A 26,525-nucleotide genomic window follows, 5' to 3' on the forward strand; every position below is an offset into this window, starting at 1 on the left:
ATTGATGAGGCGCAAGAGATTTGGGAGGCAGACCGCCCACAGATCCTCGAGTGCCTGGTGCACGAAGGCGTCCGTCCGCTCGAGATCCTCCGGGCTCGGCCCGCCAGTGCATGCCAGCGATGAGGTGAGGACGACCACCAGGTTGCTACACCTCCCGCATCTGCAGCCAGATGTGGTGCCCGAACGTGGGCCAGATGCGCCAAATGCCGGACTGGGACCGCTCCTGGCCTGGCTGCGCCCGTGAACTACAGCGTCTCGTCCAGCTCGCCGAGCCGATCGGTCAACCGCAAATTCTCCGAGTAGTCGACCGGGCAGGCGATCACCGAGACACCGTCATCCGCTAACGCGGTCCGCAACGTCGGCAACAGCTCGTCGGCGCTGTTGATGCGATAACCCTTGGCGCCAAAGCTTTCCGCGTACTTCACCACATCGGGGTTGCCGAACTTCACGTAGTAGTGGGCGCCGAGTTCGAGGTCCATCTTCCACTCGATCAGACCGTAGCCGCCGTCCTCCCAGATCAACACCACCAGCGGTATTCGCTCGCGGACGGCGGTCTCGATCTCCTGCGAGTTCATCAGGAACGCACCGTCCCCGACGACCGCCAGCACCTTCGACTCGGGCCGTGCCAGCTTGACACCCAGCGCGCCGGGCAGCGCAAATCCCATGGTGGACAAGCCGTTTGACACCAGGCAGGTGTTGCACTCGTATGTCGGGTAGAGCCGGGCCATCCACATCTTGGTGGCGCCGGTGTCGACCAGGACGACGTCGCTGCGGCCCAGCGCCTCGCGGGTGTCGGCCACCACCCGCGCCGGGGCCAGCGGATAGCGCGAATCCTCTTGGCCGCGGCTGAACTCCTCGGCGAGCAGGCCGTGGCCGGGAACCTCCGGATCGGCCTCGTAGGCGTGGCCGTCCAGCCCGGCCGTCAGCGCATCCAACGAGGCGCTGATGTCGCCGATGATTCCGACGTCCACCGAATAGTGGGCATCGACCTCAGCCGGGAACCGGTGGATGTGGATGATCTTCTTGTCGGCCTGCGGGTTGATCCGGACGGGGTCGAACTCCTGCAGCTCGTACCCGACGGCGATCACCACGTCGGCGTTGTCGAAGCCGAAGTTCACGTAGTCATGCCGCATGAACCCCAGCGTCCCGATGCTGTTGGGGTGGTCATCGGGCATCACGCCCTTGCCGTGGAAGGTGTTGGCGACGGGGATGCCGAATTCCTCGGAGAACCGCACCAGGGCCGCGGTGGCGTTGCCGCGGGCGGCGCCGTGCCCGGCCAACACCACCGGCCGCTTGGCCTGGCGCAGGATGTCGACCGCACGTTCGACTTGCCCGGGTGCGGGCGCATCGGCGCGAACGACGTTGCGTGGCAACGGCACCAGGTCATAGTCGGTCTCGTCGCCGTCGATGTGCTCCGGCACGGCCAAGTACACCGCCGCCGGGCGTTCGGTCTCGGCGACCTTGAACGCCTTGCGGAACATCTCGGGGATGGCGCGCGCGGTCGGCACCCCGGCGGCCCACCGCGTGATGGGCGCGAACATCGACACCAGGTCGACGTACTGGTGCGACTCTTTGAACTCCCGGTCGTGCCCCACTTGGGCGGAGACGGCGACCAACGGGGTGCTGTTGGTGGTCGCGTCGGCCACCCCGAGTTGCATGTTGATGGCGCCGGGGCCCAGTGTGCTCGACACCACCGCCGCCCGCCCGGTGACCCGCCCATACATTTCGGCCATGAAGGCCGCGCCCTGCTCGTGCCGGGTGAGCACGTAGCGGATGCTGGACGAGGCCAGCGCCTGCACGAAGCGGATGTTCTCCTCCCCCGGCAGGCCGAAGACGACGGAAACACCCTCGTTTTCCAGGCACTTGACCATCAGCTCGGCGGCTTTACTCATCCGGCACCTCCCTTGAGGGGAACGATAGTGGCAGGCTGGGTGTTGAACCTCTTATCAACCCCGAAGCGAAGGATTGCAGCGTGCCCATCGCCACGATCAACCCGGCCACCGGCGAGACGGTGAAGACCTTCACCCCGGCGACCGACGAAGAAGTCGACGCGGCCATCGCCCGCGCTTACGCCCGGTTCCAGGACTACCGCCATAACACCACCTTTGCCCAGCGCGCGCAGTGGGCAAACGCGACCGCCGACCTTTTGGAGAAGGAGGCCGACGACGTCGCCGCGATGATGACCCAGGAGATGGGCAAGACGCTGGCCTCGGCCAAGGCCGAGGCGCTCAAGTGCGCCAAGGGCTTTCGCTACTACGCGGAGAACGCCGAGCAGCTGCTGGCCGACGAGCCGGCCGACGCGCAGGCGGTCGGCGCCAAGCGGGCGTACACCCGCTACCAGCCGCTCGGGGTGGTGCTGGCCATCATGCCGTGGAACTTCCCGCTGTGGCAGGCCGTCCGGTTCGCGGCGCCGGCGCTGATGGCGGGCAACGTCGGCATCCTCAAGCACGCCTCGAACGTGCCGCAGTCCGCGCTCTACCTGGCCGACGTCATCGCCCGCGGCGGCTTCCCGGACGGCTGCTTCCAGACGCTGCTGGTCTCGTCCAGCGCCGTCGAGCGCATCCTGCGCGACCCGCGGGTGGCGGCGGCCACCCTGACCGGCAGCGAGCCGGCCGGCCAGTCGGTCGCAGCGATCGCCGGCGACGAGATCAAACCCACCGTGCTCGAGCTCGGCGGCAGCGACCCGTTCATCGTGATGCCGTCGGCGAACCTGGACGAGGCCGCCAAGACCGCGGTCACCGCCCGGGTGCAGAACAACGGCCAGTCCTGCATCGCCGCCAAGCGGTTCATCATCCACACCGACATCTACGACGCGTTTGTCGACAAGTTCACCGAGCGGATGGCCGCGCTCAAGGTGGGCGACCCGAGCGACCCGGACACCGACGTGGGCCCGCTGGCCACCGAGTCCGGCCGCGACGACATCGTCAAGCAGGTCGACGAAGCGGCCGCGGCGGGCGCCACGATCCGCCTCGGCGGCAAGCCCATCGACGGGCCGGGATGGTTCTACCCGCCGACAGTGGTCACCGACATCACCAAGGACATGGCGCTCTACACCGAAGAGGTGTTCGGCCCGGTGGCGTCGATGTACCGGGCTAAGGACATCGACGAAGCGATCGAGATCGCCAACGCCACCACGTTCGGGCTGGGATCCAACGCGTGGACCAACGACGAGGCCGAGCAGCAGCGCTTCATCGACGACATCGAGGCCGGCCAGGTCTTCATCAACGGCATGACGGTGTCCTACCCCGAGCTGGGGTTCGGCGGGGTCAAGCGTTCCGGTTACGGTCGCGAACTCGCCGGCCTGGGCATCCGCGCGTTCGTCAACGCCAAGACGGTCTGGGTCGGAGAGTCCAACGAGGGCTCCGCATCGGGCGACGACAAGGTCGAGTAAGCAGGCGTGCCGTCAGTCAAGTATTCGTCGCGCAACGTTGGTCGTGATCAGGTCGAGCAGTTCGCCGTCGCGGCCGGCGAGGATTGTCCGAATGGCGTATAGCGAAAATCCTTTCGCTTGCTCGGCGGTGATCGCAGGCGGGATCGACAACTCCTGTCGGGCAGTCACGACGTCGACCAGGGCGGGGCCGTCGTGGCTGAGGGCGTCGGCGAGCGCGGACGGCAGGTCCCCGGGGTGTTCGATGCGACGACCGAGTAAACCAATTGATTCCGCGACGGCGGCGAAGTCGGGGTTGGTGAGCTCGGTGCCGTAATTCACGATGCCGGCGGCCTTCATTTCCAGTTCGACAAAACTCAGCGACGAGTTGTTGAAGACCACGATCTTGACCGGCAGCCGGTTCTGCACCAAGGTCACCAGCTCGCCGAACAGCATGGTGAGACCGCCGTCCCCGGCGAGTGCGACGATTTGCCGCCCGCGTTCGACGCTTTGGGCTCCGATCGCCAACGGGAGCGCACACGCCATGCTGCCGTGGTTGAAAGAGCCGAGCAGGCGGCGGTGGCCGTTCATCTGCAGGTAGCGAGCTGCCCAAATCACAGGTGACCCGACGTCGACGGTAAAGACGGCGTCGTGCGATGCGAGCCGATTGACCTGGTCGGCGACGTATTCCGGTCGGATTGGGGTGCGGTCCCGGTCATTGAGGGCAAGGCTGTCTATTCGGCGCCGCGTCTTGCGATAGTGGTTCAGGCAACGGTCCAAATGGTCACCGTTGTCATGCGGCTCCAGCAGCGGCTGCAATCCGGTGAGGGTGTCGGCAACGGAGCCGACGAGCGGGAGGTCGACCGGCGTGCGGCGGCCGATGTTGCGGCCGCGGATATCGACCTGGATGACATAGGCGTGGTCCGGATAGAACTGGGTGTAGGGGAAGTCGGTGCCGAGCAGTAGCAGAACTTCGGCTTCTTTGATGGCTTTGTATCCCGATGCGAACCCAAGCAGTCCGGTCATTCCGACGTCGTAGGGGTTGTCGTATTCGACGAATTCCTTGCCGCGCAGCGCGTGCACGATCGGCGCCTGTAGCGTGCGTGCGAGTTTGAGCAGTTGCCCGTGCGCGCCCGCGGCCCCCGCGCCGGCCAGGATCGTGACATTCTTTGCCGCATTGAGCCTTTCGGCGGCGTAGACGAGTGACGCAGTGTGGGGATGGACGACCGAGTGGGTGGGCAGCACCGGTCGGGTGACCCATTGCGGCGTGGCCGATTTGGCCGAGAACACTTCTCCCGGAACGACCACCACGGCCACGCCCTGTTCTTCGACAGCGGCACGGGCGGCCATCGCGAGGATTCTCGGTGCCATTTCGGGCGTGCTTGCCAGTTCGCTGTACACGCTGCATTCCGCGAACAGCTCTTGGGGATGGCTCTCTTGAAAGTACTGCGAGCCGATTTCGGCGCGCGGAATGTGTGCGGCGATGGCCAACACCGGTACGCGACTGCGCTGGGCATCGAACAGACCGTTGATCAGGTGTAAGTTGCCGGGTCCGCAACTTCCCGCACAGACCGCCAACCGTCCGGTGACGGCAGCATCTGCCGCGGCGGCGAATGCTGCCGTTTCCTCGTGTCTCACGAGCTCCCACGTGATCACGTCCGACCGTCGGATGGCGTCGGTCAGGCCGTTCAGACTGTCGCCGGGCAGCCCGTAGATTCTTCGCACGCCGCTTTCCTGGAGAAAGGCGATCATGCCTTCTGCGATTGTCGTCGCGTTGAACACGAGTTCCTCGATTCTCCAATGTTAGTGCGTGGCGTGGTTCGAGAGTTTCTCGGCGACGAAAGCGGCCACTTGGTCGGCGTATACATTTCCATGCGCCAGGGTCTGGTGCCCATAGGTCTCTACGCCGGCCGCGATGTCGACGGGGAGAATGGTCGGCGCCTCGCTCACCGCCGTCTCATTGTGACGCAGTTCGCGCGGGTTGACCTCGTCGTCGTCGAAGTTGATCCACAGCAACGGTACCCGGATGTGCCGAAGGAGCGGAACAGGGTCGTAGTCGCGCGACGCTTCGAGGGCATATGCCATGTCGCAGGGATCGGGGGCGCTGCTCATCCACGCGTCGATTTCCACCAAAGCGTCCGCGGCACAGCCGATGTGGTCGAGGCGAGTCGGTGTGGTGTACATCAGGGCCGAGACCGGCCAGGCCGCCTGAAACCCCGGCGATGCCCGGCCGACGTCGCCACTCGGCCAACCGGGGTCCGCCCGGATGGCTCGGGCAATCAATTCGCGCCACAACAGATTTCGTCCGCTTACCGGCGCTGGTTCGCACGCGATGGCGATCGCCGCGTCCATCCGGTCGGGGTACAGGCCCGCCCATAGAAAGGTGTGCATACCTCCCATCGACGTCCCGAGGACCAGCCGGAGGCGGTCAATACCCAGCCGTGTGCACAGCAGATGCTGAGCGCTGACCATGTCGCGGTACCCGTAGGCCGGGAACTTTCCAAAGAGACCGTCGCTGGGCTTACTGCTCAGACCGTGACCAAGCGCATCGGGCATCACGACGAACCACCGCCGCACATCCAGGGGTTGCCCCGAACCGAACATCGCACTGGCGAATTCTGCTCGGAGGAACTGTTCGCTGCTACCGGTCGTACCGTGAAGCAGCAGCACCGCGTTCACGATTCTGCCGCCGGCATCGCGTGCCGCCGAACCCATTGTGCGATAGCGTAATCGAGCGCCCGGCAGCGCGGTCCCGGCGGACAGGGGGAGTTCGTCGACAACCAGGGTGCCGTCGTGCGGTCCGTTCATGTCCCCGCGCTAACCACCCAGGGCGACACCCTTGGCCGCACCGCGCGCTTCGTCCCATGCGGGGCTGTCGACGAACCAGACGTCGTATTCAGCTTGGGCCGGTTCGAGCAGGGAGCGCTCGGCCCTGCCGTGGAAGATGTCGTCGACGAGCCGAAAGTAGTCGAACCGCTGGACTCCCGGAGCGATGACCGTGTAGAGGCGAGCGTCGTGCGCGCTGTCGCAGGCAAACGCATGCGCCATCAGCGGCGGCACCACGACAACGTCGCCACCTTTCAAGGTGCTTACCTTGTCCCCGGTGAGCATCTCCAGCTGCCCGGACACCACGACGAACAATTCCGACGACCGCGCGTGGCAGTGGGGTCCGACGCCCGCCGCGCCTTTGTCGAGGATGACGTCCAACACGCTTACCGCGCCGAACGCCGCCTGCGAGTCGACGACTAGGCCGATCGACGTCCCGGGTGCCGTGCGCAGCAGTTCCCGCTCTCGCACAGCGGGAATGGACTGCGGATCGAAACGCTCAACCGCCACGGCTGTCCTCCTGTTCTGGTCCAGACGCCGCTGCCCACGCCGCATTCGTCCGGGTTGCCCAGCCATGCTCGCAAGCCGCCGCCGCCGCGCGGGAGGCTCGCACGCGCCAGAAAGCGGTTGCGTCGCGCCAGTTGTGGCGGCGCCCGCCGCACCACTGCAACACTGACCCTGGCAGCGAGGTGATCGACCTCGGCGCCGCAGAGAATCGTTTCACACGATAGCGAAACTCGCTGGGCCGCAGCAGCTATGGAGGTGCTCGTGAAGATTGGTTTCAAGGACGACTCGTTTGCGTTCGAGCTGGTCCGCAATCTGGGCTTCATCTACTACGGCGGCAGCGATCTGGGTGAGATGATGGCCACCGCCGAGCACATCGTCGAGGGTGATTTCGAGAGCTGGTACACCAATTGGCACGCCCGCGGGGAGCGAACCCTGGACCGCGCCAAGAGCTCACTGGCCGGCGGCCACAACGTCAGCGCCCGGGAGAGCTTTCTGCGGGCATCGACCTATTTCCGGATGGCCGAGTTCTACCTGCACGGCAACCCTGAGGATCCGCGCATCCTGCTGGACTCCCGGGCGTCGCGGGAGGCGTACGCCAAGGCCGCCGAGCTGACCGGACCGACGTGGGAACCCATCGAAATCCCCTACGAGGGAACCACTTTGCCCGGCTACTTCTATAAGGTGGACAATTCCGGCGAGCCTCGCCCCACGCTGATCTTTCACGGTGGCTACGATTCCAGCATCGAGGAGCTGTTCTTCTACGGTGGGGCACCGGCCACCAGGCGCGGCTACAACTGTCTGACCTTCGACGGGCCGGGCCAGGGCGCCCCGGTCCGCGAGCAGAAACTGTTCTTCCGGCACGACTGGGAGAAGGTCGTCAGCCCGGCCGTCGACTACGCGCTGACCCGCTCCGATGTCGACGGCGATCGCCTGGCGCTGAAGGGAATGAGCCTGGGTGGCTATCTCGCCGCCCGCGCGGTCGCATTCGAACCGAGGCTCAAGGCCGCGATCTTCTTCGACGGTGTGTACAGCTTCGACGACTGCTTGCGCGGGCTGTTGTCGCCGGCGGCGGCTCAGGCGTTCGACGACAAGGACGCGTCCGAGTTCGACCAGATCATCGCCGACGAGATACGCACCAACACCATCCTTCGGTGGAATTTCACGCAGGGCACCTTCTCGTTCGGCACCGATTCCTATTACGACTTTGCGGTCGCCTGCCAGCAGATGACCCTGGACGGCGGCGTCGTGGAGCGCATCACCTGCCCCAGCCTGGTCATGGAGGCCGACGGCGACCAGTTCTTCCGAGGCCAGCCCGAACATGTCTTCGAGTCGCTGCGTTCGCCGAAGCAGTTCGCGCGGTTCACCGCCGAGGACGGCGCCGAGAACCACTGTCAGTCTGGGGCGTTGGCGTACAAGGACGAAGTTGTCTTCAATTGGCTCGACGACGTACTGAGCGCAGACCGATGACCGATTCAGCACTTGGCGGACGACTCCCGTTGATCGACCCGGCGACGTTGTCCGGTAATCAGCGCGCTCTGTACGACACGCTACGGTCGACGTTGGTCACGTGGGCAGACGCGAGCGGATTCCGCGGGATGACCGACGACGGGGAGCTGATCGGACCGTTCAATCCGTACCTGTACAGCACCGGCATCACCCCGGGCTTTCTGGCCTGGATGCAGGCCGACTCGGCACACACCACCCTGGACAAACAGACCCACGAGGTCGTCATCCTCACCGTCGGGGCGGTGTGGCAGTCCCCCTACGAGCTTTACGCACACTCGGCCGTCGCGCGAACCGTCGGCCTTTCAGAGCCGGTCATCGAGGGCCTATGCCGCGGCGAGAGCCCTGCCGGACTGACGCGCGGCCAACGCCTGGCACACCGATTCGCCCGACAACTCACCGAGCAACGCCGGGTCGACGACGAGCTGTACCGCGAGGCCGAGGAGCATTTCGGTGCCGCGACCCTGGTCGACCTCGTCTATCTGGTCGGCCTGTACCTGCTGACCTGCGCCCTGCTGAACGCCTTTCAGATCCCGAAACCCGCTGAGGCGTAGTAGATCCGACGCCGGATCCGACGCTGTCAAGGAGGAGCATCCGTGGCCCCGAAGATCGTCATCGAGCACACCACTTTCGGACTGATGGGTCCGCTGGCACATACCGCGACAACATCGATGTCCATTCACTGCGTGGTGTTTCACGTCGGCGAGCGGGTGATCCTGCTCGACACCGGATTCGGTACTCAAGAGATGGACGATCCGCAGGGTTTACTGGGCGCCGACGCCCTGTTCAAACTCGGTATCCTCATCGACCCGCGACTCACGGCCGCACACCGCCTGCAGGCGCGCGGCATCGAGCTCAGCCAGGTCACCGACATCGTCCTGACTCATCTCGACAACGACCACGTGGGAGGTCTGCACGACTTCCCCAACGCTGTCGTCCACGTTGCCGAGGAAGAGCTGAACGCCTACGACGGCACGCAGCAGCGCGGGCCCTACCGGCCCTACCAGGTGTCGCACCGCACTCGGTTCAAGACCTACCCGCCCACCGAGGAACGGTGGTTCGGCTTGCCGGCACGCAGCGTCGACCTGCCACAAGCCCTTGACGTCAAGCTCATTCCACTGCCGGGCCACACGGTGGGGCACTGCGGTGTCGCCTACCGCGAGAACAACGCGTGGTCTTTGCACGCCGGCGACGCGTACTTCGACCACAAGATGAACTTTCTCGCCCAGCCGCCGGGATTGCCGCTCGAGATCGCGTTTCAGACCGACTTCGCCAACCGCGTCGCCACACTGCGCAGGCTGCGGGAGCTACGGCTCGACCACGCCGACGACATTCACATGTTCTGCACTCACGACCAAAGCGAATACCTCAACTGGACAACTGGACGCGGCCAGCCGGACACGCTGATCGAGTACCGGGCCTAACGGCCTTCGGTCTAGCGTCGTCGCAGCACGACGATGGCTTCGTTAGACTTTCTGAATGACTCGAATACCGTTGCGGGCGCGCCGAATACGGCCGACAGCACCCGAGGGGGCAGCTTGCTGAGCGACTCGCCGATCCCGATGTTGTCCTTGGCTTCCGGGGCGCTGGTGTTCTGGATGATCACGATCTTCATGTCGTCCGTGCCGCGATTCTCGAAGTAGTGGAACGACCCCTGGGGCGCGAAAACGACGTCGCCAACATGCTGGTCGAACTTCTCGTGGTTGCCGTTCCCGTCCACGACGACCCAGGCCGCGACGCCTTTGGTGACCAAGTTGATCTCCCAGGCGCTGGGATGCCAGTGCGGCTCTCGGATACCTCCTGGATGCAATGTCAGAAGGACAACGCTGGCTTCCTGGCCCGTCAGTATCGGAAAGTTCTGCTCGTCGGCTTGCTGCAGCCAGCCCCCGTCATAGGTGTCGCGCGGCAGGGCACCCAGATGGCACAGGTGCGGTTGCGAGGTAACGGTCTCGGCCGGGACCCGGGGGTTGCCGAAACGTGCGGCGTCGCCGGCGACTTCCGCGGAGTCCGCCGTGACGAGGCGGTCAACGGCGACGCCGGTGGCGGCGGCAGCGCCGGCCAGACCCGCCCCGCCCAACACTGTGCGGCGGTTGATCGACATCGGCAGCGTCCTTTCCGCCGTCTTGCGTTGGTTGTTACCGTGCCCGCAGGATCGTGACCGCGGTGTCGTGCTTCGTGAACGAGCGGAACGTCTCAGCCGGAGCGCCGAAGACCGCGGCCAGCACCTCGGGCGGCAGCTGGCTGACCGACTCCCCGATGCCGATGTTGTCCTTGTCCTCAGCGGCGCTGCTGTTCTGGACGATCAGCACCTCGAGGTTCTCGGTGCCGAGGTTTTCGAAGTAGTGCAGCGAGCCCTGCGGTGCGAAGACGAGGTCGTCGACGTGAGCCTCGAAACCCTCCGAGTTGCCGTCACCGTCGACGAGCACCCATGTCGCGACCCCAGCGAGGATGAGGTTGAGCTCCCAGGCGCTGGGGTGCCAGTGCGGTTCGCGAATTCCACCGGGCCGCAAGGTGATCAGTTGGATGCTCGCCTGCTGCCCTGAGAGGACGGGGAAATTGTCCTCGTGCGCCTGTTGCTGAAAGCCACCGTCGTAGTGGATCGGGGGCAGCCCCGCCAGCCGAAACAAGTGCGATGCCGAAGTGATCGTCTCGTCCGGCAGGTGAGGGTCCCCGAATCGCAGGGCGTCGTCGGTCACGGGTCCTCGTTTGCATCGTCGTTATCAGGTTGCAGCGCAATATGTCTCGCACCCCTGGGGCGAGTGCCGTCACGTTAACTTTAAAAGCGGAGGCCCGCCCGGGCAGCTCGGCCCGACGAAACTGGCGCGCCGGGACCACCTTTTGGCGCGTCGGAGCCGCGGGCTCGTGGCCTCAATTACCGTGCCAGCGTCGCAAGGCTGCACGTAGCGCGCGGCTGTCGTTGAAGCCGACACGCGCCGCCACCGCCGATTTGCTCAGCCCGCTTTCCAATAACGCCTCGACCCGTTCGCGGCGCAGCGTATCGACGACGTCGCGCCAACTGGTGCCCTCTTCGCTCAGCCGGCGCTGCAGGCTGCGCGGGCTCATGGCCATCTTGTGCGCCGCGAGCCGCAATGACGGCTCCCCCTCGCTCAATTGCGCCGCGACGACCGGTTGAAGCCGGTCGGTCAACGTCGCGCTGGCCCCTTGTGCCTTAATGACGTCGGTGGCGTGCAGTTCGAGGACCGCCGCGAGCGTCGCATCCGCGTCCGGCAGGGGTTGCACAAGGTCGTCAGGTGCGAGCGTCATGAACGAAAGCTCGGTACGAAAATCGACTTCGCGAGCGCCCGTGATCGCGGCGATCCGCGACGCATTGGCCGGGGCGTCCGCCGAGAACCCGAGATGCGTTGGCCGGATCTCGCGTCCCGCCGCGTGCCTGGCAATCCTGAGCATGGTGCCCAGCGCGAATTGGCTCGCGACCGCGTCCACCACCGGGTCACCGGTGCGCACCTGGTAGACCACGGTCAGACCATCACGCTTGCCGCGCGCCAGCCCGACGTCGTTCGCGGCGGTGTTAAGCACGCCGATATGCCGCACAAACCCGGTGACCGCGTCCGCCAGGGTGGGCGCACTACGAAACATGTAGTCCGCCAGACGAAGATGTCCGAAACGCCAGCGACTGGCGATCGTGAATCCGAGGAGAGACTCGTCGGCTTCTTTGATGGCGAGTTGCCAGAGGCTCGTCAGCAACGCCACTGGCACACGCCTGGGGTGCCCCACCGGTCCGCCGGCCGGCAGGCGGGCCGTACCGGCCAGTACCAAGGAGCCGCCGGTGACCTCCTTCAGGCCGCCCACGACCAGGCGCCCCAAACCGGCGTCAACCGTCGGCTCCGCCCGCAGATCCTGCATCGGCCTAACCTTCCCGCAACTTCGCTGTTCTGCCAGAACACCACGGACGCAGGGTCTGCACAACCGCAGCGGCGTGGGACACCGTCCGCTAGCGCTGAGTTCATCGAAACGCCAAGATCGCGATGGCGCAAAACCATGCGCCCTGGGCGGGCTCAGGATCTAGCGCCCGCTTTTCACCGCAGCTCCACGGCCGGTCTGAGATCGCGCCGCTCCCGTCCCCACAAAGGAATCGGTCGAGCGCACCGCATGAGTGCACGCTGGTCATTCGTGCGAGCGCACGGCAGCCACGACGGCCCGGGGAGCCTCGGAATGCGGGTAGTGCCCCACGCCGGGCAGCTCGGTCACCTTGGCGTGCGGCAGGACCTTGGTTGCCAGGTCGAGGACCCGGCGGCCCGAAACCGGGTCGTCAACGCCCCACACCAGATGCATCGGGCCCCTCCACGCGGCCAGGGCCGCTTCCCACCGCCCGTGATGGACTTCGCGTTCGGAGTTGTACTTGATGAGCAGGTGCCAGAGCTTGTGGCCCCTGTCGCGAGAGATGCCCAGCCACAATTCGTCGAATTCGCTGTCGGTGAGCCGCGAACCGCGAACCGCGTCCAGCAGCGACCGCACCCTGGAGGCGCTGACGCAGGCGGCCAGCAGGGTCCCGACGACAGGCCGAATCAGCATTTTCTGCATGCGCGTCGGGCGGTATGCGCTGTAGACGATGCCGGCGTTCAGTACAACGAGGCGCGCGATCGCGAATGTCAGCTGCCCCCGATTGACGCGATCCACCAGTTCCTGGCTGGTAAGCACGCCGTAGTCGTGGACCACCAAACGCGCCGAGGTCACGCTCAGGTGCGCGAGGAGGTCCTCAACGGTGTCGGCGGCCTCGGACACGGAGTACTGGTAGGGACGTGGCTTGGCAGAGGCGCCGTAGCCGAGGAAGTCCAGCGTGATCACGTCATGGTCACGGGCCAGGTCGGCGGCGACGGCGGCAAAGTCGTACGACCACGTCGGAAATCCGTGCAGCATCAGCACCGTGGGTCCCCTGCCGCTGCGCCGAAACGCAATACGATGCCCGCGGCGGCTGGTGAACGTGTCGTTTTCGGCAATCCACCGCGCCGCGCCGATCTGCCGATCGCTGGCCGTCATCTACTGCCGTCCTCCTCATGGCCGCCGAACGCCCATGCTCGCAAGGCGACCCTTTCGGGCGGGAGGCTCGGTCACGCCACGAAGCGGCTCCGCGGTGCCAGTCTTTGCGCGGACCGGCGCACCCGTCGGCGCTGGCGATCAAATGAGGCCCACGCCCGCGGCTCGACGCGGATTAAATAGCCGCCAGCGCCTTTTCGTCCTCGTCGGCGAAGGTGTCTTCGAGCTGCAGCGGCGAGTAGTCGAGGTCGATCTCCTCCAGCGGCCGGCCGCGGGCGCTGGAGATGGTGCCGAATCGCCGCATGCCCTTGTCGGCCGCGTACTGCATGAACTCGTCCACCGAGAGGCCGAACGGCATCGGATCGTACAGCGAGAAGCCCTCTTCGATGAGGCGCAGCCCCAGCGGCATGAGCTCGTTCATGCGCGCCTCGAAGACGCCCCAGTTGGCGTCGTCGGCGGCGACGTGGCGGCGGCAGGTGAACGTGCCCCACGCCATGTGGCGCCGCTCGTCGTCGCCGATGCGGCGGACCAGCTCCTGCATGCCGGGGAGGATGCCGCGCTCCACGCAGATCTTGTGCCAGCCGAAGTAGCCCGTGAGCGCCAGCATGCCTTCGACCATGTGGTTGTAGGTGACCGAGGCCCGCACCTGGGCGGCCGGTGAGGGGTCAACCGACAAGGCGTTGAGGCAGTCCGGCAGTTCCTCGTAGAAGATCGTCCGGTAGGTGGGGATGTCGTCGAGGTATTGATGCAAGTCGTCGGTGACGCCGACGGCGTCGAGCCACATGCGGAACACCTGGACGTGCTTGGCCTCCTCGAACGCGAACTGCGTCAGGTACATCTCGTCGCCGAGGCGGCCCTCGATGCGCATCGCCGACATGAACGGCTGGATGTCCTCGGTCACCGCTTCCTCACCCGCGATGAACTCCGCGCACAGCCGGACGGCGTAGTGGCGTTCGTCGTCGGTCAGCCGCTCCCAGTCGGCGCGGTCGCGGGAGAAGTCGATGTCGGCAGGGTTCCAAAACTTCGCGTTGCCGCCGGCGAAGAGCCGCAACGGCAAGCTGTCCCAGTTGAGCCCGCCTTTGACCATCGAGCCCGAATGCGTGCGTGTCATGTGACCTCCTCGGATCGTTTCGGTTCGGGGGTGACGGCGGCATTCGCCGAGAACGCCGCCTCCAGGACCGCGACCAGCCGGCGCACGGCCAGTGCCGGCTGCTCCGGGGTGGGCTCGTCGAGCCCGAGAACCGGGTCCAGCCCGCGCATGTAGGGCGCCAGCGCCAGGTGCGGAAAGATCAAGAGCAGCAACGACAGCAGCGCGTCGGTGTCCGAGTCGGCGCGCAGATCGCCGCGGGCCTTCGCGTCGCGAACCAGCGGCCGCATCACTTCCAGGTAGTGCCGGTGGATGACGTTCTGCACGCTGACGCGGGCCTCGGTGTCGACTTCCAGGGTCGCCGCGGCGTGCAGCGCCCGCTCGTGCGGGTGGTCGGCGAAGTAGGCCACCCACGCGTCGAGCCAGTCGGTCAGAAAGTCGAAGAACGGCCGGCTCGGGTCCAGCTCGCGGATGCGGTCTTCCATGTACGCGCGGACCCGCTGGCTGCCGATGTCGGCGATGAACGCGAACAGGTCGCGCTTGTCCGCGAAGTACTGGAAGAGGCTGCCCTTCGCGACGCCGGCCCGCCGCGCGATGACGTTGAGGCTGCCGCGGGAGAAGCCGTGCGTCCCGAACTCTTGCTCCGCGGCGTCGATGATGGCGGCGCGCCGGGCGGCGTCCACCCGTGCCCAAGTCACCGTTGGCAATGCGGCCCCCTAACTTCGATGACCACTGGTCATATTACGGTGAGCTGCGTCACAGTCAAGAGGTTTCTTGGCGGCGGTCATACCCAGGTCCCGGTTGGAGGGCCACGCCCGCCGCCGAGTGGTGAACCCCGGCCTCGCGCCGGGCCTGCCGGTGTGCGCCGAACGTCACGCTGGCGTGACGCCGCCTTCCGCGCGCCACACCAGCGTGACGCGAGCGGCTAGGGCCGCATCTCGTACGCACCGTTGATCGGCTGGATGTGTTCCTTCCAGACCTGGTCGTAGCGCGCATGGTCGAACACCGGACGACGGATCATCCGCATCGCGAAACGGGCCTGCGCCTCGGTCGTGGCCGACTTGTCGCCCAGCTCGACGGCGTAGCTGTTGAAGTCGCGCACCAGCACGGCGAACATCTCGTCGATCAGCGCGTCGTCCACCCCGGACAGCGGGGCCTCCTCCAAGATCAGCTGGGCGTAGGGCACCGTGGCAAACAGCTGCCCAACCCCGAACGCGAAGTCGATGTCCTTCTGTTGCGCGGCGTCGGGGGTGGCGCTGGCCAGCATGTCGGCCAGCACGTCGATCTGCTCGCGCAGCAGCGCGACGTTGGGCAGGTGCGCATAGCTTTCGAACGGCGCCCGCCAATCGTGAAAGCGCACCTTGCCCAGTCCCCCGGTGGGGCCCTGGTTGAACAGGAACGAGTCGTCGACCGCGTCGTCGCGACGGCCGATCAACGGCAAGTCCCCGTTCGGCGCGAACAGGTAGTTGGGCATGAACTTGGCCAGCAACCCGATGTTGATGTGCACGGTGCCTTCCAGCCTTGGCAGCAAACCGATTTCGCGGGTCATGGCCTCGAAGATGGTGTCCTTCTCGACACCCTTGGCGGCGATCACGTCCCACAGCGCGGTGATCACCCGCTCGCCTTCACTGGTGATCTTCGCCTTGGTCAGCGGGCTGTAGAGCAGGTATCGGCGGTCGTTCGCCGACGCGCTGCGCATGTAGTCGCACGCGCGGGTGGCGACCAGCTTCATCGCGATCAGCCGGACGTACGCGTCGGTGAGCAGCCGCCGCACGTGGCTGAAATCGGTGACGACCGTGCCGTAGAGGATGCGATTGGAGGCGTGGGTGACCGCCTCGTACATGGCGTGGGTGCACATGCCGACGGCGCCCCAGCCCAGGTTGTACTTGCACACGTTGACGGTGTTGAGGGCGGCGTGAAAGGCCTCGGGGCCGCGGTGCAGGATGTCGGCCTCGGCAACCGGGTAGTCGCGCAGTGCGTAGTTGGCGACGAAGTTCTGGGAGTTGACCACGTTCTTGATCAGCTCGTAGCGGTCGTGCTGAGAGTCGGCGACGAAGAACACGTACTCGTCGGAACCCGCGATCTTGCCGAAGGTCGAGACCATCCGCGCCACGTTGGCGTTACCGATGTAGTACTTCTCGCCGCTCGCGCTCCACCCGTGTTCGGACGGCGTGAGGATCATGTCGGTCTGGTAGACGTCGGCGCCGTGCGTCTGCTCGGACAGGCCGAAGGCGAACACCTCGCCGGCCTCCAGCTGCGCGGCTGCCTTGCGTTTGGCGTCGGTATTGTCGCTCATCCAGATCGGACCCAGGCCCAGCGCCGTCACCTGGAACGGGTACCAGTAGTTCAGGCCGTAGAAGCCCACGATCTCGGCGAACTCGCTGATTCGGTAGGTGTCCCAGCGGCAGTCGTCGGCGCCGTACTCGGACGGGGTCAGCAGGGAGGCGAAGATGCGCTCGCGCCCGACGTGGTCCAAAAACTCTGAGTACCAAACCCGTTCGTGGTCGTCATGCTTCAGCCGCGCCTTGCCGCGCGATTCGAAGAAGTCGACCGTGGTGGCCATGATCTCACCCGAACGACGATCCGGGTACTGGCGCTGCAGGTTGTTGGGATTGAGCAACATGGCGGGCCTCCCTGGGTTCGGCCAAAGACGAGGGTGACGGTACGCCACTAACGCGGCTGCGGTACAGCCAACGAAACGCGTGGCGCCGTCATGCGGCCGCGGCCGCATTCGTGTCGATGCTCCGCGGCAAATACGGCAAGGCTCGCCGGCACGATGAGCAGTCCGAGCACCACGGCGGGCCAGTTCACCGTCCGCCCGCCCGCGATCTCGACGAAGAGCGCGATTGCCGGCACCAAGGCGAGCGCCGCGGTCACCAGTACCGGCGACAGCCGTTGAATTGCGTACTGGATCAAGAAGAGAGGCACCACCAGGGAGCCCAGCGCGGCCGCGATCGACGCACTCAAAGGCATCGACGGCGCTGGGATCGCCCCGGACGGAACCAAGACCAGCAAAGCAGCCGAAGCCACAACCGCCGTGGCGTAGTAGCGGTGCGCCATCACTTGCCGCACACCCGCGACGTCACGGCCCAGGCGGCGGGAAACGACGGCCACCCCGCCGGCGGCCAAGCCGTCGACGACACCGAGGGCGGCCGCGGCCAGCAGCGCCATGATTCCCCGGGAATCCGACCAGCCCAGGGCCGCCACCAGCGAGCTGCCCAGCCCGGCCAACAGGCACACCGCCCACCACTGAGCGCGACCAGGGCGCGTCGAAGCATTACCGCGAGCCGCCTGAAAGCCCGACCAGGCTGTCACCGAAAGGGGAGCGAACGAGGCGCCCAGGGTAAACACCACAACCGCACCGTAGATCGCCACACCCAAGAAGAAGGCGAGGAATGTGACTGCGGTCCATAGGTTTAACCACGCCAAGGGTCGGATGGCGGGTGTGCGCGACGCTGAATCCTGCCGCGCCGCCAGCCTTCCCAGCACCGTGCACGCGGCGGCGGCGATCGCCAAGATCAGCAGGCTGTCCGCGGGGCCATTCTGGTCCGCCCGGCGCGCGGGCTGGTCGGAAAGCAAACAGATCGGCGACGCGACGGCACGCGTGACGATCCATCGTGATCTTGACGGGCTGGTCGAGGGCGAATACGCGTTGCTCGTCGACGGATCGGACATGCGGCAGTGCTTTCACCTCGAGGTGCTGACGGTCCCGGACGTTCGACGCGAACTCGCCCATGCCGGACTGCGCTTGCTCAACAGGGCACCCGAGACGACGGAATGGCTCCAGGCGGTGCGTTCGCGGGCTTGATCCCACCCGCGCCGCCGGGCCCCGATCCGTCGTCGAGGAAACGGCCCTGTCGGTTTACCGCCGAGTCGACCTAGAGTCAGACACGTGTCAGCACTCAATACCGCCCGCGGCGCCATCGATACCGCCGACCTGGGCGTGACCCTCATGCACGAGCACGTGTTCATCATGACCACCGAGATCGCCCAGAACTATCCCGAAGCCTGGGGCGACGAGGACCGGCGCGTGGCCGACGCCATCGATCGGCTCAACGAACTGAAGTCCCGCGGGGTCGACACCATCGTCGACCTGACCGTGATCGGCCTGGGCCGCTACATCCCGCGCATCGCGCGCGTCGCGGCGGCCACCGATCTGAATATCGTTGTGGCGACTGGCCTTTACACCTACAACGACGTGCCGTTCTGTTTCCACTACCTGGGCCCCGGCGCGCCGCTGGACGGCCCCGAGATCATGACCGACATGTTCGTCCGCGACATCGAGCAGGGCATCGCCGACACGGGCGTCAAGGCCGGGATCCTCAAGTGCGCCACCGACGAGCCCGGAGTCACGCCGGGCGTCGAGCGGGTGCTGCGCGCCGTCGCCCAGGCGCACAAGCGCACCGGGGTGCCGATTTCCACCCACACCCACGCGGGGTTGCGCCGCGGGCTCGAACAGCAGCGCATCTTCGAAGAGGAGGGCGTCGACCTGAGCCGGGTGGTGATCGGCCATTCCGGTGACACCACCGATCTCGGTTACCTCGAGGAACTCATCGCCGCCGGCTCCTACATCGGGATGGACCGATTCGGCATCGACGTGTACCTGCCGTTCGAGGACCGGGTCAACACCGTGGCGCAGATGTGCGAGCGCGGGCACGCCGACAAGATGGTGCTCTCCCACGACGCGAACTGTTACTTCGACGCGATACCCGAGGACCTGCTGGCGGTAGCCGCGCCGAACTGGCACTACCTGCACATCCACAACGACGTCATCCCTGCGCTCAAGGAGCGCGGGGTCACCGACGAGCAGCTGAAAACCATGCTGGTCGACAACCCCCGCCGCATCTTCGAGCGGCAGGGCGCATATGAGTGAGCCGGTCCCGCCGATCGGCACCCAGATCGCGGCGCTGGCCGCGCTCGCGCCCGACGAGCCCGCCGTCACCTGCGACGGCCTGACGCTCACCCGCGCCGAGCTCGACGCGTCGACGAACCGGTTGGCTCGCGCCTACGCCGATCGCGGCGTGGGTGTCGGCGACTACGTGACCATGGTGTTGCCCAACTCCGTGGAGTGGATCCAGGCGGCCGTGGCGTGCTGGAAGTTGGGCGCAGTGCCCCAGCCGCTGTCGGCACGGTTGCCGGACGCGGAACTGCAGGGGCTACTCGACCTGCGCCCGCCCGCGCTGCTGGTCGGCCGCGAGCATCCCGAGATACCCAGCATCCCAACGGGTTTCACGCCGGGGCCGGAATGCTCGGACGCGCCGTTGCCGGAAGCGGTGTCGCCGGTGTGGAAGGCGATGGGATCCGGCGGCAGCACCGGCCGGCCCAAGCTCATCGAATCGGCGGGCGACACCCGGATACCGGCGGCCATCGGATATCCGCTGGGTGCGCAGCCCGGCGACACGACGCTGGTGCCGATCCCGCTGTCCCACAACACGGGGTTCACCACCGCGACCATCGCCCTGCTGATGCGCCATCACCTGGTGGTGATGAGCCGGTTCGACCCGCACCAGTTTCTGCGGCTGATCACCGACCACCGCGTCACGTTCCTGACGACGGTGCCGACGATCATGCAGCGGACGCTGCCCGTCTACCACGCCGATCCCGGGTCCTACGACCTGTCGTCACTGCGCCGCTTCTGGCATATGGGCGCACCCTGCCCACCGGCGATCAAGCAGGCCTGGATCGATCTGCTGGGCCCCGAGGTCGTCTGGGAACTCTACGGCGGCACCGAATTACAGGCACTCACCTTCATCTCGGGCGACCAGTGGCTGACCCACCGCGGCTCCGTCGGCGTGGTGGTCGCCGGGGAGATGCGGGTGCTCGACGACGAGGGCAACCCGTGCCCGCCCGGCGTGGTCGGCGAGATCTACATGCGGCCAGCCCCCGGCAGCGCGCCCACCTACCGCTACGTCGGCGCCACGGCCAAGTCTCGCGACGGCTGGGATTCCCTTGGGGATCTTGGCCATTTCGACGCCGACGGCTTCCTCTACCTGTCCGACCGCCGGGTGGACATGTTCACCGTGGGCGGCCGCAACGTCTACCCCGCCGAGATCGAGAACGCGCTGTCGGCGCACCCGGACGTGCTGTCCTGCCTTGTCGTCGGCGTGCCCGACCCGAACTCGGGCGACCTGGGCCAGGTTCCCTACGCGCTGGTGCACACGGCCGACGGTTCGGTGCTGGATTCCGCTGGCGTGCAGGCGTTTCTGCGCGAACGCATCGCGGGGTACAAGGTGCCGGCGTTCGTCGAATTCGTCGACACCCCACTGCGCGACGACGCCGGCAAGGCCCGCCGCTCGGCGGTGCGCGCCCAGATCATCGAGCGACTGCAGGCGCGGTGACCACCGGAGGATCGGTGGCTGTGCGCACGGGCCAACCCGGCCAAACCCGCTACGCCGCGTCGGATTTGGACAGCGGACGGAACCGGACGGGTCGTCCCAGGACCACCTTGGCCGTGATCGCGCCGAGCTTCAGCATGCCCAGGTAGGTGGACGGGTTGAACAGCGTCGGCCACACCGTACGGCTTTTGTTTTCGTCGATCGGACGTCCGGAGAACCGGTCGCGTAGCCACCTGAGGGCCATCGGCGAGGACAGCGGGTGAAGCAGCAGGTGACCGCAGAATCGATCGCGGTGATAGGTGACCGCCGCCCCCGCGGCGCCATACGTCTCGACGAGCTCATCGATGTCGTCGACGCTGATGATCCTGTCGTGCACCGCCTGGATCACCAGCAGGGGCAGTGCGGGTGGGGTCTTGCCGAGCTTGGTTTCGTCGAAGATGTGGCGCACCTCCGGCAGGTCCCACAGTTCGTCCGTGGAGATGTCGACGTAGGAGCCGATGTCGGCGTTGCGCAGCCGCCGAACCGCGCCCGCGGTGGTCAGCCTCCGCAATTCATTCAGCACCGCCCTACCCTCTTCGGTGGCGTGCTCGATGACGACCCGCTGCGCTTCCGGGAACACCTCGGTCAGCGCCGCGATCATCAGCGCGGCCAGTCCGGCGAAAAACGACCCGTTGAGCCGGCGCGCGACGCTTTCCGGGTCGGCGACCGGTGAGCCGAGCACCGCGCCGACGAGATTGAGTTCCGGCGCGTAGCGGGCGGCCGCCTCGGCTGCCCACGCGGAGGCGAAACCACCGCCCGAATAACCCCACAAACCCACCGGGGCGGTCGGCGACAAGCCCAGGGGTTCGCAATTCAGGGCCGCCCGGACACCGTCGAGAATGCGATACCCCGGCTCGCGGGGGGCGCCCCACATGCCGTGGCAGCCCTCGTGGTCGGGCACCGAGACCGCCCACCCTTCGGCCAGTGCCGCCGCCACCAGCAGGAACTCCGCCTGCGTGAACGCACCGATCGCCCCGGCGCCGCGCCGCAGCGCGTACGACGGGAAACACTGCGACGCCACCGCATCGATAGCGCACTGATACGACAACACCGGACACTGGGGATCGCGCTGCTCCGGCAGCAACACGGTGGTCACCGCGACCTCCGGATCGTCGTGCAGGTTCGTGCTGCGGTAGAGGAGTTGGGTGGCCGTCGAGCTTTGCGGCAGCAGGCCCAAAAAGCCCAACTCGACCGTGCGCGAACGCAGCACGGTGCCGCACTCGGCCTCCTCATAACCTGGCGGCGGTTGGTAGAACGGGTCGTCGTCCGGCAGCAGGGGACGCTCGCCCGGACGCGACTCCTCGAGCGGCGTGTCCGCCCTCAGCCGTGCCGTCATCATGTCGTTGTCCATCGTTCGAACGCCTCTCCCAGGACCTAAGCAACTGTTAACCCGCCGCTCTATACCGGGTGTTACCCAAAAATGAGGTTTCGAGACCTTCGGTACCGCATGGAGAGGAATTCGGGTGGCGGTCCGGACAGGTTCAGGGCGCGATCGCGTCGGCCTCCGCGTCGACACCCCGGGCGGCTTCGGCCGGCCTCTCGCGGCTCTCCCAGCGCCGCAACGCTTCCCGGCAGGGCGACTCGACCAGCCCGTAGCTGACCGCCGCTATCGCCCACCCGAAGATCAGCGTCAGCACCAGCACCGAGGGCATCCGGCCGGTGAATGCGAACGTTCCGAGCACCGGGAACACCATGGCCAGCGCGGCCAGGTGCCACACGAACAGGCCGTAGGACCACCGTCCCAGCGTCACCATCACGGTGCTGCCGAGCAGCCGGTGCGGCGTATCGATCCGGTCGAGCACCAGCGGGGCGACCAGTGCGAACGCCACCAGCGAGCCCGCCGCCGTCTTCACCGCGAACTGCGTTGCGGTGCCGGGGATCAGGCCCTCGGGGCCGGCCAGCGGGGAGGCCGCCACCAGGTAGGCCAGCACGGCGACAACCGCCATCACGACTCGGCCCGCCTTTTTCTGCGCCAAGCGCAGTAGCAGGCCGACCGGGCTGTGCACCCATTCCGCCAGCAGCATGCCCGCGGCGAACCAGGAGAAGAATGCCGGCGGCCAGTTGAGCGGGTTGGTGCCGGACCCGGAATGGATGGGTGCCCAGCCCCATGCCCAGCTCAGCGCGGCGAGCGCGGCGATCACCGGGACCCGTGCGCCGGCCGGCAGCCGCCGGGCCAGCAGCGCCAGGACCGGCAGGGCCAGGTAGAAGCTGACCTCGACGGAAAGGCTCCACATCTGGGTCAGCCCGCCTGTCAGGGTGAGGGGCACGTAGATCTGGGTGAGAGTCAGGTTGGCCAGCCACACCGTCGGGCTGGCGTGGTCCGCGTCGGGTAGCAACGTCAGGATCACGACGACCGCCACCACGTAGGCGGGCATGATGCGCACGGCCCGCGACCGCAAGTAGTGGCCCGTGCGGGGTCGTGGACGCAGGCCACGCGCCGCGGCCGCGTGTCCGCGCCACAACAGGAATCCGGACAACGCGAAGAACACCGCGACGGCCAGATCGAAGCGGCCGAACAGCCGCCCGGAGACACCGCTGGAGTGGCCGGTCTGGAAAGCGACGTGCGTGACCACCACACCCATGGCCGCGCACGCGCGCATCCCCTCCACCGCGGGCAGGAAGCTGCGGATCCCGCCCACCTGTCGGTCATCGGTCACCCCCACAGTTTGCATCTGCGGAGTGAGGGAACGAATGGGGAGACCCGAAGGACCGAGCAACAGGTTCGTAAGTCGGGCCCTTACGTTCTGCTGTTAGGGTCAAACGGGTTTGCCTCGGTGCTTGCTCAGGTCGGGGTGGGTCGCGGCCGACGGCGCATAGCGAGAGCACTAGGAGGGCACAGCAACGTGAACCGAGCAGTCATGTTGCGGTTCGCCGCATGCGGGATCATCGGACTGGGCGCCGCCCTGCTGATCGCCGCGCTGCTGTTGTCGACCTACACCACCAGCCGGATCACCAAGGTTCCGCTCGACATTGACGCCACGCTGATCAGCGACGGCAGCGGAACCGCGCTCGACGCCGCGTCGCTGTCGACCGATCACGTCGTCGTCAACCAGAACGTACCGCTGGTGTCCCAGCAGCAGATCAGCGTCGAATCGCCGGCCAACGCCGACGTGGTCACGCTGCAGGTCGGCAGTTCGGTGCGGCGCACCGACAAGCAGAAGGACAGCGGCCTACTGCTGGCGATCGTCGACACCGTCACCCTCAACCGCAAGACCGCGACGGCCGTGTCCGACGACACCCACACCGGCGGCTCGGTCCAGAAGCCGCGCGCCTTCAACGACGAAAACCCGCCCACCGCGATGCCGCTGCGGCACGACGGCCTGGCCTACCGGTTCCCGCTCCACACCGAGAAGAAGACGTACCCCTACTTCGATCCGATCGCGCAGAAGCCGTTCGACGTCAACTACGACAGCGAGGAAGACGTCAACGGCCTGACCGCATACAAGTTCACCCAGAACATCGGCTACAACGCCGACGGCAAGCTGGTGGCCCCCGTGACGTACCCGTCGCTGATGGCCGGCAACGAGGACGCCAAGCAGACCACGTCGGCGTCGATGTGGGGCATCCAGGGCGGTGACCCGAACGAGCAGATCACCATGACGCGCTACTACGCGGCGCAGCGCACCTTCTGGGTGGACCCGGTGTCGGGCACCATCGTCAAGGAGACCGAGCACGCCAACCACTACTTCGCCCGCGATCCGCTCAAACCGGAGCTGACGCTGGCCGACTACAAGGTCACCTCCAACCAGGACACGGTCGAATCGCAGGTGAACGCCGCCCGTGACGAGCGCGACCGGCTGTCGCTGTGGTCGCGGGTGCTGCCGATCACGTTCACCGCGGTCGGCCTGATCGCGCTGGTCGCCGGCGGCGTACTCGCCTCGTTCAGCCTGCGCACCGAGAGCGCCCTGACCGATCCCGGCCTGGACCGGGGCGACCAGGACTTCTTCGGCCGCAGCGGGCTCGAGGAACCGGTCCCCGGCGCCGAGGCCGAGACCGAGAAGCTGCCCACGCAGCGCCCCACCGCGCACGACGATCCCGGCGCGGAAGCGCCCACCCTGGGCTCCGACGAGCCGCCCGATTCCGGGCCGCCCGAGCCCACCAGTCCGCCCGAACGGGAATAGCCCGCCGCGTGCGCTGGACCCGGCCCGGGTACGCGCTGGTCTTGGCGCTGCTGGTGGTCGGACCGCTGCTCAAGCCCGGCTACCTGTTGCTGCGCGACGCGGTGTCCACGCCGCGCTCGTATGTGACGGATACCGCGCTGGGGCTGACCGCGGCGCCGCGGGCGACGCCCCAGGACTTCGCCCTGGCGCTGGCCTCGCACGTGCTAGACGGCGGCCTCGTGGTCAAGGCGCTGCTGGTCCTGGGGCTCTGGCTCGCCGGATGGGGCGCGGCCCGGCTGGTCGCCACGGCGCTGCCCGACGCGGGCATGGCCGGCCAGTTCGTCGCCACCACCCTGGCGATCTGGAACCCCTACGTCGCCGAGCGGCTGCTGCAGGGCCATTGGAGCCTGCTGGTCGGCTACGGCTGCCTGCCCTGGGTCGCAACGACCATGCTGACGCTGCGGACGGGCACCGGCTCGTTCTTCGGGCTCGCCTTCTGGGGCGCGCTCGCCGGGCTGACGCCGACCGGCCTGTTGCTCGCCGCGACGGTCGGGCTCGTGTGCGTCGCCGCCCCCGGGGCGGGCCGGCCCCGCTGGCTGTGCGCCGCGGTGGCTTTGGCCGTCGCATTCGTGGCGGCGCTGCCCTGGCTGACAGCAGCGGTCGTCGGCGCGTCGCTGGCCGCCCACACGGTCGCGAACACCCTGGGGGTCGCCGCGTTCGCGCCGCGCGCCGAGCCGGGCCTGGGCACGCTCGCCAGCCTGGCCGCCCTCGGCGGGATCTGGAATGGCGAGGCCGTGCCCATTTCGCGAACCACCGTGTTCGCGGTGGCGTCGGCCATGGCGCTGCTGGGCGTGGTGGCCGCCGGCCTGCCGACGGTGCTGCGGCGCCCGGCGGCGCGTCCGCTATTCGCGTTGGCGGCGGCGGCCGTGCTGGTGCCTGCCGCGCTGGCCACCGGCCCGGGCCTGCACCTGCTTTCCGCGGTGGTTGACGCCGTGCCCGGCTTCGGGGTGCTGCGGGACGGGCAGAAGTGGGTGGCGCTGGCCGTGCCGGGATACGCGCTGGCGGGCGCGGGCGCGGTGGTGACGCTGCAGAGGTGGCTGTGGCCGGCGATCACGGCGCCGGTCTGCTGCCTCGCGCTGATGTTCGCGCTGCCCGACCTCGCCTGGGGCGTGTGGGGTCAGGTGTCACCGGTGCAGTATCCGCGCGGGTGGGCCGCGGTGGCCGCCGCCATCAACGAACGGCCCGCGACGGTGGCGGTGTTGCCGGCCGGCACCATGCGCCTCTACAGCTGGTCGGGTCGCGCCCCGGTGCTGGATCCGTTGCCCCGCTGGGTGCGCGCGGACGTGCTGAGCACGGGCGACCTGGCTATCTCGGGGACCGTCGTCCCCGGCGAGGGCAGCCGCGCCCGGGCGGTGCAGCAGTTGCTGCTGGCCGGCCCCGACCCGGCTGCCCTGGCCCAGGCCGGGGTGGGCTGGCTGGTCGTCGAGGCGGACACCGCGGGCGACATGGGGGCGTCGGCCCGCACCCTCGATGCGTTGCCGCCGGTCTACCGCGACGACGACATCGCGCTCTACCGGATCGGCGGCGACACCGCCGGGGTGTCCGCCGGCGCGCGCACGGCGACGCTGATCGCGCATCTGGCGTGGCTGGCGGCGCTGCTGGTGGGCGGAGTCGGCACGCTGATCGGCGCGGGGCGCTCGCGATCAGTTGCGCGACACGTAAACGGTTGCGACGACACGCCGAAAAGCCGCGCCACCGAATAAGTC

At 67.3% G+C, this 26,525-nt stretch carries 23 protein-coding genes; 9 read left to right on the forward strand and 14 right to left on the reverse strand.

Going from position 1 to position 26,525, the window contains the following annotated elements:
* Positions 1-245 precede the first annotated feature (245 nt).
* The gene (locus ACEL92_RS25535) at positions 246-1,892 is read right to left on the reverse strand and encodes an acetolactate synthase large subunit (RefSeq protein WP_374023345.1); all 1,647 of its coding nucleotides are present in this window, start codon (positions 1,890-1,892) and stop codon (positions 246-248) included.
* 80 nt (positions 1,893-1,972) lie between these two features.
* On the opposite strand from ACEL92_RS25535, the gene ACEL92_RS25540 reads away from it, so the two are divergent.
* Positions 1,973-3,391: an NADP-dependent succinic semialdehyde dehydrogenase gene (locus ACEL92_RS25540; RefSeq protein ID WP_374023346.1), complete on the forward strand. Its 1,419-nt coding sequence runs from the start codon at positions 1,973-1,975 to the stop codon at positions 3,389-3,391.
* 12 nt (positions 3,392-3,403) lie between these two features.
* Here ACEL92_RS25540 and poxB read toward each other — a convergent pair whose 3' ends face one another.
* The 3 genes from poxB to ACEL92_RS25555 are packed head-to-tail and all read right to left on the reverse strand — an operon-like array spanning position 3,404 to position 6,703.
* Positions 3,404-5,119 (reverse strand): ubiquinone-dependent pyruvate dehydrogenase, encoded by a 1,716-nt coding sequence (gene poxB, locus ACEL92_RS25545; RefSeq protein ID WP_374026385.1) that lies wholly within the window; start codon positions 5,117-5,119, stop codon positions 3,404-3,406.
* 51 nt (positions 5,120-5,170) lie between these two features.
* A complete protein-coding gene (locus tag ACEL92_RS25550) occupies positions 5,171-6,175 on the reverse strand; it encodes an alpha/beta fold hydrolase (RefSeq protein WP_374023347.1) in 1,005 nt (334 codons plus the stop codon).
* Between the two features lie 9 nt (positions 6,176-6,184).
* Entirely contained in the window at positions 6,185-6,703 is a 519-nt protein-coding gene (locus tag ACEL92_RS25555; protein ID WP_374023348.1) for a cupin domain-containing protein, read from the reverse strand.
* Positions 6,704-6,961: 258 nt separating this feature from the next.
* On the opposite strand from ACEL92_RS25555, the gene ACEL92_RS25560 reads away from it, so the two are divergent.
* From ACEL92_RS25560 to ACEL92_RS25570, 3 genes are read left to right on the forward strand one after another with little or no spacing between them, the layout of a single operon-like run.
* Positions 6,962-8,167 carry an alpha/beta hydrolase family protein gene (locus ACEL92_RS25560; protein WP_374023349.1) on the forward strand — a complete coding sequence of 402 codons (1,206 nt, stop codon included), beginning with the start codon at positions 6,962-6,964 and terminating at the stop codon, positions 8,165-8,167.
* The gene (locus ACEL92_RS25565) at positions 8,164-8,757 is read left to right on the forward strand and encodes a carboxymuconolactone decarboxylase family protein (RefSeq protein WP_374023350.1); all 594 of its coding nucleotides are present in this window, start codon (positions 8,164-8,166) and stop codon (positions 8,755-8,757) included. The genes ACEL92_RS25560 and ACEL92_RS25565 overlap by 4 nt, the downstream gene beginning before the upstream one ends.
* A 42-nt stretch (positions 8,758-8,799) precedes the next feature.
* The gene (locus ACEL92_RS25570) at positions 8,800-9,627 is read left to right on the forward strand and encodes an MBL fold metallo-hydrolase (protein ID WP_374023351.1); all 828 of its coding nucleotides are present in this window, start codon (positions 8,800-8,802) and stop codon (positions 9,625-9,627) included.
* Between the two features lie 11 nt (positions 9,628-9,638).
* Here ACEL92_RS25570 and ACEL92_RS25575 read toward each other — a convergent pair whose 3' ends face one another.
* The 8 genes from ACEL92_RS25575 to ACEL92_RS25610 all read right to left on the reverse strand — a co-directional run bounded on the left by ACEL92_RS25575 (position 9,639) and on the right by ACEL92_RS25610 (position 17,960).
* Positions 9,639-10,304, reverse strand: a complete 666-nt coding sequence (locus ACEL92_RS25575; RefSeq protein ID WP_374023352.1) for a cupin domain-containing protein — start codon at positions 10,302-10,304, stop codon at positions 9,639-9,641.
* A gap of 34 nt (positions 10,305-10,338) precedes the next feature.
* Positions 10,339-10,899, reverse strand: coding sequence for a cupin domain-containing protein (locus ACEL92_RS25580; protein ID WP_374023353.1), 561 nt, complete (start codon positions 10,897-10,899; stop codon positions 10,339-10,341).
* 172 nt (positions 10,900-11,071) lie between these two features.
* Positions 11,072-12,067 (reverse strand): AraC family transcriptional regulator ligand-binding domain-containing protein, encoded by a 996-nt coding sequence (locus ACEL92_RS25585; RefSeq protein WP_374023354.1) that lies wholly within the window; start codon positions 12,065-12,067, stop codon positions 11,072-11,074.
* Between the two features lie 261 nt (positions 12,068-12,328).
* On the reverse strand, positions 12,329-13,201 hold the full coding sequence (locus tag ACEL92_RS25590; protein WP_374023355.1) for an alpha/beta fold hydrolase: 873 nt from the start codon (positions 13,199-13,201) through the stop codon (positions 12,329-12,331).
* A 172-nt stretch (positions 13,202-13,373) separates the two neighbouring features.
* Positions 13,374-14,309 (reverse strand): R2-like ligand-binding oxidase, encoded by a 936-nt coding sequence (locus ACEL92_RS25595; RefSeq protein ID WP_374023356.1) that lies wholly within the window; start codon positions 14,307-14,309, stop codon positions 13,374-13,376.
* Positions 14,306-14,992 (reverse strand): TetR/AcrR family transcriptional regulator, encoded by a 687-nt coding sequence (locus ACEL92_RS25600; RefSeq protein WP_374023357.1) that lies wholly within the window; start codon positions 14,990-14,992, stop codon positions 14,306-14,308. Before ACEL92_RS25600 ends, ACEL92_RS25595 begins: the two co-directional genes overlap by 4 nt.
* Positions 14,993-15,210: 218 nt before the next feature.
* Positions 15,211-16,908, reverse strand: coding sequence for an acyl-CoA dehydrogenase family protein (locus ACEL92_RS25605; RefSeq protein WP_374023358.1), 1,698 nt, complete (start codon positions 16,906-16,908; stop codon positions 15,211-15,213).
* Positions 16,909-16,955: 47 nt separating this feature from the next.
* The gene (locus ACEL92_RS25610) at positions 16,956-17,960 is read right to left on the reverse strand and encodes a hypothetical protein (protein WP_374023359.1); all 1,005 of its coding nucleotides are present in this window, start codon (positions 17,958-17,960) and stop codon (positions 16,956-16,958) included.
* On the opposite strand from ACEL92_RS25610, the gene ACEL92_RS25615 reads away from it, so the two are divergent.
* The 3 genes from ACEL92_RS25615 (at position 17,959) to ACEL92_RS25625 (ending at position 20,623) form a co-directional block, all read left to right on the forward strand.
* Positions 17,959-18,093 carry a hypothetical protein gene (locus ACEL92_RS25615; RefSeq protein ID WP_374023360.1) on the forward strand — a complete coding sequence of 45 codons (135 nt, stop codon included), beginning with the start codon at positions 17,959-17,961 and terminating at the stop codon, positions 18,091-18,093. The genes ACEL92_RS25610 and ACEL92_RS25615 overlap by 2 nt on opposite strands.
* 84 nt (positions 18,094-18,177) lie before the next feature.
* Positions 18,178-19,158, forward strand: coding sequence for a phosphotriesterase-related protein (locus tag ACEL92_RS25620; RefSeq protein ID WP_374023361.1), 981 nt, complete (start codon positions 18,178-18,180; stop codon positions 19,156-19,158).
* A complete protein-coding gene (locus ACEL92_RS25625) occupies positions 19,151-20,623 on the forward strand; it encodes an AMP-binding protein (protein ID WP_374023362.1) in 1,473 nt (490 codons plus the stop codon). The genes ACEL92_RS25620 and ACEL92_RS25625 overlap by 8 nt, the downstream gene beginning before the upstream one ends.
* A 49-nt stretch (positions 20,624-20,672) precedes the next feature.
* Here the strand turns inward: ACEL92_RS25625 and ACEL92_RS25630 are convergent, their stop codons facing one another.
* The gene (locus tag ACEL92_RS25630; protein WP_374023363.1) at positions 20,673-22,010 is read right to left on the reverse strand and encodes a lipase family protein; all 1,338 of its coding nucleotides are present in this window, start codon (positions 22,008-22,010) and stop codon (positions 20,673-20,675) included.
* Between the two features lie 130 nt (positions 22,011-22,140).
* The gene (locus ACEL92_RS25635) at positions 22,141-23,331 is read right to left on the reverse strand and encodes an acyltransferase family protein (protein ID WP_374023364.1); all 1,191 of its coding nucleotides are present in this window, start codon (positions 23,329-23,331) and stop codon (positions 22,141-22,143) included.
* Between the two features lie 171 nt (positions 23,332-23,502).
* Here ACEL92_RS25635 and ACEL92_RS25640 point away from each other — a divergent pair, with 171 nt between their 5' ends.
* Positions 23,503-24,780 (forward strand): DUF3068 domain-containing protein, encoded by a 1,278-nt coding sequence (locus ACEL92_RS25640; protein ID WP_374023365.1) that lies wholly within the window; start codon positions 23,503-23,505, stop codon positions 24,778-24,780.
* Between the two features lie 8 nt (positions 24,781-24,788).
* A complete protein-coding gene (locus ACEL92_RS25645) occupies positions 24,789-26,522 on the forward strand; it encodes a hypothetical protein (protein WP_374023366.1) in 1,734 nt (577 codons plus the stop codon).
* The last annotated feature ends 3 nt before the right edge of the window (positions 26,523-26,525 follow it).

This window comes from Mycobacterium hainanense, assembly GCF_041890355.1.
GTDB lineage: Bacteria > Actinomycetota > Actinomycetes > Mycobacteriales > Mycobacteriaceae > Mycobacterium > Mycobacterium hainanense.

Excerpts from the sequence above, each read along its gene's own strand:
- ACEL92_RS25565 (WP_374023350.1), top strand. The coding sequence starts at position 8,164 with ATGACCGATTCAGCACTTGGCGGACGACTCCCGTTGATCGACCCGGCG.
- ACEL92_RS25625 (WP_374023362.1), top strand. The coding sequence starts at position 19,151 with ATGAGTGAGCCGGTCCCGCCGATCGGCACCCAGATCGCGGCGCTGGCC.
- ACEL92_RS25590 (WP_374023355.1), bottom strand. The coding sequence starts at position 13,201 with ATGACGGCCAGCGATCGGCAGATCGGCGCGGCGCGGTGGATTGCCGAA.
- ACEL92_RS25550 (WP_374023347.1), bottom strand. The coding sequence starts at position 6,175 with ATGAACGGACCGCACGACGGCACCCTGGTTGTCGACGAACTCCCCCTG.
- ACEL92_RS25635 (WP_374023364.1), bottom strand. The coding sequence starts at position 23,331 with ATGCAAACTGTGGGGGTGACCGATGACCGACAGGTGGGCGGGATCCGC.
- ACEL92_RS25615 (WP_374023360.1), top strand. The coding sequence starts at position 17,959 with ATGCGGCAGTGCTTTCACCTCGAGGTGCTGACGGTCCCGGACGTTCGA.
- poxB (WP_374026385.1), bottom strand. The coding sequence starts at position 5,119 with ATGATCGCCTTTCTCCAGGAAAGCGGCGTGCGAAGAATCTACGGGCTG.
- ACEL92_RS25605 (WP_374023358.1), bottom strand. The coding sequence starts at position 16,908 with ATGTTGCTCAATCCCAACAACCTGCAGCGCCAGTACCCGGATCGTCGT.
- ACEL92_RS25535 (WP_374023345.1), bottom strand. The coding sequence starts at position 1,892 with ATGAGTAAAGCCGCCGAGCTGATGGTCAAGTGCCTGGAAAACGAGGGT.
- ACEL92_RS25610 (WP_374023359.1), bottom strand. The coding sequence starts at position 17,960 with ATGTCCGATCCGTCGACGAGCAACGCGTATTCGCCCTCGACCAGCCCG.
- ACEL92_RS25630 (WP_374023363.1), bottom strand. The coding sequence starts at position 22,010 with ATGGACAACGACATGATGACGGCACGGCTGAGGGCGGACACGCCGCTC.
- ACEL92_RS25585 (WP_374023354.1), bottom strand. The coding sequence starts at position 12,067 with ATGCAGGATCTGCGGGCGGAGCCGACGGTTGACGCCGGTTTGGGGCGC.
- ACEL92_RS25575 (WP_374023352.1), bottom strand. The coding sequence starts at position 10,304 with ATGTCGATCAACCGCCGCACAGTGTTGGGCGGGGCGGGTCTGGCCGGC.
- ACEL92_RS25595 (WP_374023356.1), bottom strand. The coding sequence starts at position 14,309 with ATGACACGCACGCATTCGGGCTCGATGGTCAAAGGCGGGCTCAACTGG.